This window comes from Methylobacterium symbioticum (genome assembly GCF_902141845.1).
In the GTDB taxonomy this organism is placed as follows: domain Bacteria; phylum Pseudomonadota; class Alphaproteobacteria; order Rhizobiales; family Beijerinckiaceae; genus Methylobacterium; species Methylobacterium symbioticum.
The window spans coordinates 1-5763 of record NZ_CABFPH010000181.1; the positions used below are offsets into that span (position 1 = coordinate 1).

The following is a 5763-nucleotide window of genomic DNA, read 5'->3' on the forward strand; positions in this document are numbered from 1 at the left end:
TCGCCCGTCGTCTACGAGCAGGAGACTGCGTCAGAACTGCCGATCGAGACCCTGCTCAGCCAAGCCCCCTGAACCGTCCACAAAAACGGGGCAATCCCACGTTGTAATAGTCGACCCCGGTGACCGGATCCTGGTCTCTGACCAGATTGCCATGAGCGTCACGGATGCCGAGCACCCGCACCAAACCGCCGACGCTGCCATCGGCATCGTAGGCCGCGACCCGGACGCCCTCGGTGCGCAGTTGATCGATCAAGGCGCGAGCCGTGACGCTCTTGCCGACGCCGCCCTTCTCGGAGGTGACGAAGACAGCCCTCTTCGAAGCCGTGCCTCCGTTCCCGTCGACCTTCGATGCCTTCGCCATAACCATCCATCCTTCCTGACCTGTACGCGTGCATTTCCAAGCGGCCGTCCCGAGAGCCCTCGGCTCAGCCGCTCGTTCCATTGGCCGGGGCGACGTCCATCGGCTGTTTGCAAGCCCCGCAGTCGAGCGCGATCTCGGGCTTCGCCCAGGCATTGGCTCCGCAAGCCGGGCACGTGTACTTCGTCTTGCTGGCGGCCTTCCGCTCGCGCGTCTCGCGCTCGAGCTCGCTTCCCAGCTCGACGTACGGCACCGTATCCCCGCGCAGATCGACCAGCTCGGCACAGGCTTGCGCGAAGCGTCCGCCGGGCTCGATGTAGTGGCTGACGCGCTGGCCGGTCTCCTTGCCGCCGGGCTCGCCGCTCGTAGACGGGATCAGCCCCACGGCCCGCATCATCCCTGCCCATTCCCGGTTGTGATAACCGCGGCGGGGCGGTGTGCCGAAGTGCTTCTGTTGCAGGTGGGCCATCTCGTGGACCAAGGTCGAGAGAGTATCCGCGATGCTGCACTCGGCGAAGAAGCTGGGGTTCAGTGCGATCTCGTCGATGATCTCGGTACCGTCCCGGGCTCCAAAACGGTCGCCGGCGAAGTAGCCGTAGGCTCTGTTCTTGCGCTGCAGGGTGATGAGACAGGGCGGCAGCCTGGCTGAGAACAGCCGCTCGTTGAAGAACACGTATGCGCCTGTCAGCCCGAAGTAGGTTCGGCTGGTCGGGTCTGTTGTATCGTACGAAACAGAAGATCCTGGCTCGAGCTGAGCCTCATCGCCTATCGGAACGACGACGTCGTCGAACGTCGACCGCCTCTTATCAAATATAGAATTGAGATAAACAGTTTCATCTATAGGTTGCATGACGGTGTCCCATCGTGGAAAGATGGGACCGGTTCACGCAAGCCACGAAGGGCTCCGGTCTCTTCAGCGCCTGAAGAAGGCATCCTTCAGCGACCGGTACGATCCGATCGCTGGCTCATCCGCATGGCGTCCACGAACGAGACTAGCGGATGCCGGGGGCGCGGGGTGGGTCGGATCGGATGTCCGGAGCGGGGACCGCCCCGGACTGCCTCACCGCCGCACCAGCACAGGCCGGACCGGAGGATGAACGCCGCAGAGCAGCGCTAGCTTTTCGGACCGCCGATCTCAGAACAGCGGCGGTCCAGAGCCCCAGCACGTTCGTTGCCTAGGCCCTCATCTGCTGACACGAACCGCCCAGCGGGTTCAAGCGACCAGCGCCCGTCGCGACACGACCGACGAGGGCTGTCCACAGGTATGACGGTTGCGTGAGATGTCGTCTCGGGGTTTGGCTGCGTGCCCATGGAAGGAACCAGGCAGGGTCATGGACCGTGCCTGGTTCGCCGATGACAGCGCCTATCGCCCGTGCATAGGCAGGCTCTGTGGGTCTGCTCAGCCGGAGCTGGCCGGCCGTGCGTTGCCGCGCAGGCAGGCGATCGCCTCCCGGATTTCCACGGCGTGGTCGACGAGCTTGCGCTTCAAGCGATGCGCTTCGGCCACCGTGTCCGGCAGCCGCGAAAGCCGCTCGTCCAGCTCACCGGTACGCAGCGTGCTCGCGAGGTCGTCCAGGCGCTCGAGCATCTCGACGAAGGAGGCGGGCTCGGTCTGTCGGGTCTGCGTCTCTGGGGTCATCTGTTTCTCCGTGTGGCTCAGTGAATGGTCGGATCGACGGGTGCGACGGGCGTGACCGCGAGGGTTCGCCCATCTGCGAAGGTTACGGTGAGTGTGCCGACCGCGGCCTCCGGGCCGGTGATCGGGTGATCGGCGGCGTCGGTGAGCCGGACGAGGCCCTCCGGCCAGCGAGCTGGCTGATCCGGTGCGGCACACGCGGTTCGCTCCGGAGCGGCCAACACAGCCAAGGTCTGCTCCAGGCTGTGTTCGAGCGTGCGCGCGGCCGCCGCCGTCCGCCGCTCTGCAGCCTCCAGGCAGGCCTCCGCCGCGTCGGCGACCGCCTCGCAGCCAGCGATGCCCGCTCGTCGCGAGTTGCACTCGAGATCGTCGAGCGCTGCCATCAGGTCGGCCCAGGCCCACTCCGCGCGTGCGGCCGAGTCGTCCAGCAGGCTGAGGACGAGGTGGCGGGCCTCCGAGGGCGTCGGCAGGGACGCCCAGGCGACCATGTCGGCGATCGTCGCCGCGTCGGTGCGGTGGCCGACCGCGATCACCACCGGCACAGTGAGCGTGCCGATCGCCGCGGCGGCTTCGCGAGCATCGAGCGCTCGAGCCGGGCTGCCGCCGCCGCGCACGAGCAGCACCAAACCGCGGTCCTCCCGGCCCCTGTGCAGGGTGGCAGCCTCGTCCAGGCGCTGCACCAGCTCCCGGACCGCTCCGGAGCCGTCGAACCGGCATTCCAAGCTGTCGACGCACAGGTAGCCAGCCGCCGCCAGGGCTTGCAGCGTCGCGGAGACGTCGTCCCAGCCTTGGCCCGGCGGGTGCAGAACGGAGATCCTCTCGATGTGGACCGGGCTTGAGAGCCGCGCCTGCGCATCGAGCAGGCCCGCCCGGGCCAGGCCTTCGAGGGTGCGGGCGCGCTCCAGCTCGGCCTCGGACACTCTCCACGCGGGCTCGACCGCGATCACGTTGAGGCGCAGCCGAGCCTCCGACAGCCAAGCGGCCGTACAGGTAAGGGTGACATCCCGGTGCCCGAGTTCGACCGGGTCGAAGGGTCGCCCGAGTGCGGCGGCAATCGCGGCGCGGGCGTCCGCACCGATGCGGGCGCTCAGGCTGGGCGCGTTGCTGCCGAGGAAGCCGTGGCTCGGCCTGAGTTCGAGGTCGTGGCTGCCGTGCCGCCTGGGCAGGACCCGGGCGACGGTGGCGCAGACGCGAAACTGCCGCGGCAGGCCGGTGCGCACCGCGCTCCCGGCGCGAGCCCAGACCTCCTGGATGTCGAGCGCCGGGCCGCAGGGGTCCGGCGGGGGCGCCAGGCCGGACCGAAGCCTGTCCGGTGGTGGTTCGGGTTCCGGTGTGGCCGGCGGGGCGCGGCGGAATTCGTGGATACGCACGGTTGAGGCTCGGATGTTCGTGGATAGCGAGAGGATGGGGTTGCCCGTCGTAGGGTCGGCCCGGACGCAGCACGTCCGGGCCGGGGTGATCAGAACGGCGCGTCGGAGGGCCAGCCGTCGCCTGGCGGGATGCGGGAGCGGATGAGCAGCTCATCGATCCTGTCGAGACGCGGCCGGTCCGCCCGCTCCAGCTCGCCGCGCAGGATCCGCTCGATCGCGGCCTGCACCGCGCCGGGGATCGGCGAGGAGTGCCAGGTGAGGTCGTCGACCGGCGTCGGAACTGGCCCGGCGAGCGTCAGCAACGGCGCGCCGAGGTCGAGGACGGCCTCCACCACGCGTGGGTCGCTGAACGTCCTTGCACCGATCGGACGGTCGCCCGTGACGATCAGCACCATGTCTGCGCCCGTCCAGTGTACGAACTCCGCGCCGTCGCGCAGGGCCTCGTGCACCGCGTCGGCATCGTCGAGATCGACCTCCCGCACGGCGAGATGAACGATCCGGCGTTCGTCCAGGTCCTGGAGCTGTAGCGCGAGCGCCTCCCAACGCGGACCGCCGCCCTCGGGTACGATCGCGAACAGCTGGCGGAGCTTGTCTGGGGCGCGGGCACGCCGCCACCGGCCCTGCTCTTCCAAATGCTGGCGCAGCTCCGCGTCGGCTGCAGCCTGCGCCGGGGTCGGCCAGTCGCTGGCAGAGACTACGAGGCGCGGGCCAAGCCGGGCATCGTACTCGACTTCGAAGCGGATCGGGATCGGCTCGCCCGGACGGATCCAAGACGGACCGAGGCCCAACAGGGCGGCTGCAGAAGCCAGCCAGTCCTGGTGGAGGTAGACATGTCCCCAGGTCGGACGGCTGGAGTCGGGGCCGGTGAGTAGGGCCCGGACCCCGGGCTTGTACCGGTGCGGCAGCACCTCCAGCAGCGCCTCTAGCCCCTCCTGCGAGGCTGGTGGGCATGCGGGATCCTGCGCGCCAGTGGGCACGGTGATGGTCATGTGTTTTCCTTGGATGCGAGGGGAGCGGAGCGAGCCCAAGCGGTCATCGCGGCGCGTCGGCGCCTGGGTGACTGTCCTGTTCGTCCTTCCCGGGATTTTCGTCGGATGACCCGACGCACCTTCACTCTCGTTCCTAGTATGGCCGGCGCGCAGGCGAGCGGCCCAACCTCCAGAATCTAAATTCCTCCCGCCCTCTGGGCTCACCCTGATGGGGCGATCAGGCCATCACTGGATGTCCGGACAGACTCCGCCCCTCGAGCGCTCACCGAGCCAGTGCGTTCGTCAGACCGTCCAGCGTCAGACCTTCAGCGCATGGCTCGGCCCGTGCTACCACCCGCGCGGATTCGCGGTTGATCGGATCGGTCGAGGTCGCCCGCTGCCTTCCGGCAGCATTTTGACGGTTCCGTTTTCCCCGATTCTGACAGGGTTAGAACTGTAGTAGGCGTGCTGGTTACGCTTTTGACCCCTCTCTCTTGAGAGAAAGCGAGGGCCGCCTGCCCTCTTCGGTTCGAGAGAGGGTCTCCGCGGCGCGCCAGTCGGATCCAGGCGAGCCACTCGGCCGAGATGATGCGGATCACATTGGTGTCGTTGCGGAAGCCGGTGATCTGGCGCTCCTCGACGGTCAGCAGCCCGAGCCGGCGCGCCTCGCGGATCGCGTTCTTCACGGTCGAGCGGCATACGCCTGCAACGGCAGCCATATTCTCGATCGACAATCGGCAATCCTTTCGCCGCGCGACCTCGACCGCCACAAGGGCGAGGACTGCCTGTTCGGCCAGCGTGAACCGAGCCGCGAGCCCTGGCGGGAGCCGCCCCGAGGCGGCCCAGCGGCGGCGGCGCTCCATTGAGGCATCCGTGCGCGGACGGGAGCCGACGCTGGGTCTTCTAGCGCGGCTCTGGTGAACCAGCGAGGCCTCCGGAGGTGTGCTGGGAACCACTATGCCTTCCGCCGAGGAAATGCCGGGCTGATCGGCATTTCCTCGGCGCTGTGGCGCGGAAATGGTGCGCGCCTCGATCAGCCCTGACAGCGCCTCTGCCTCCGCCTCTGTGATCTTCCCCTCCCCGTAGGCGCGCCAGAGCGCAGCCGTCACGGCCGGCAGCGCGGCTCGGGGGGCAATCTCCGCCTGTCGACGGATCTCCTCAGCAAACATCGTCCTGGCCCTTTGCAGGGCCGCGGCAGAGCAGGGGTGCCCACTGGGTGGGTACCCTTTCCACAAGGCACGACTTCATCGTTGCGAGAATTGGCGTTCCCGCTTGACACCCGAGGGCGCCATGTGGCTTGTGAGGAGTTGCTTGATGGCTCTCACAGCCACTTCGATTTCGCGGGCTCCTCGTTTGGCGACGGGGGGCCCGTAGTCGTTTCAGGGTCTCGTTTCCGCGGCGATCATCTCCTTCCCCGACTCACGACTCGAC

General features: G+C 68.1%; 6 protein-coding genes. All 6 read right to left on the bottom strand.

Annotation, left to right across the window (positions count from 1 at the left end; genetic code table 11):
• Positions 1-55: 55 nt before the first annotated feature.
• The 6 genes from MET9862_RS28115 to MET9862_RS28140 all read right to left on the bottom strand — a co-directional run bounded on the left by MET9862_RS28115 (position 56) and on the right by MET9862_RS28140 (position 5501).
• Positions 56-361, bottom strand: a complete 306-nt coding sequence (locus tag MET9862_RS28115; RefSeq protein ID WP_142586197.1) for a nucleotide-binding protein — start codon at positions 359-361, stop codon at positions 56-58.
• 64 nt (positions 362-425) lie between these two features.
• The gene (locus MET9862_RS28120) at positions 426-1031 is read right to left on the bottom strand and encodes a SprT-like domain-containing protein (protein ID WP_238228931.1); all 606 of its coding nucleotides are present in this window, start codon (positions 1029-1031) and stop codon (positions 426-428) included.
• A 726-nt stretch (positions 1032-1757) separates the two neighbouring features.
• Entirely contained in the window at positions 1758-1997 is a 240-nt protein-coding gene (locus MET9862_RS28125; protein WP_142586199.1) for a hypothetical protein, read from the bottom strand.
• A gap of 17 nt (positions 1998-2014) precedes the next feature.
• Positions 2015-3364 (bottom strand): exodeoxyribonuclease VII large subunit, encoded by a 1350-nt coding sequence (locus MET9862_RS28130; protein WP_185157040.1) that lies wholly within the window; start codon positions 3362-3364, stop codon positions 2015-2017.
• A gap of 89 nt (positions 3365-3453) precedes the next feature.
• On the bottom strand, positions 3454-4353 hold the full coding sequence (locus tag MET9862_RS28135) for a hypothetical protein (protein ID WP_142586201.1): 900 nt from the start codon (positions 4351-4353) through the stop codon (positions 3454-3456).
• Between the two features lie 305 nt (positions 4354-4658).
• On the bottom strand, positions 4659-5501 hold the full coding sequence (locus tag MET9862_RS28140; protein ID WP_142586202.1) for a helix-turn-helix domain-containing protein: 843 nt from the start codon (positions 5499-5501) through the stop codon (positions 4659-4661).
• Between the last annotated feature and the right edge of the window lie 262 nt (positions 5502-5763).

Coding starts and splice junctions, on each gene's coding strand:
- MET9862_RS28115 (WP_142586197.1), bottom strand. CDS start 361: ATGGCGAAGGCATCGAAGGTCGACGGGAACGGAGGCACGGCTTCGAAG.
- MET9862_RS28125 (WP_142586199.1), bottom strand. CDS start 1,997: ATGACCCCAGAGACGCAGACCCGACAGACCGAGCCCGCCTCCTTCGTC.
- MET9862_RS28135 (WP_142586201.1), bottom strand. CDS start 4,353: ATGACCATCACCGTGCCCACTGGCGCGCAGGATCCCGCATGCCCACCA.
- MET9862_RS28140 (WP_142586202.1), bottom strand. CDS start 5,501: ATGTTTGCTGAGGAGATCCGTCGACAGGCGGAGATTGCCCCCCGAGCC.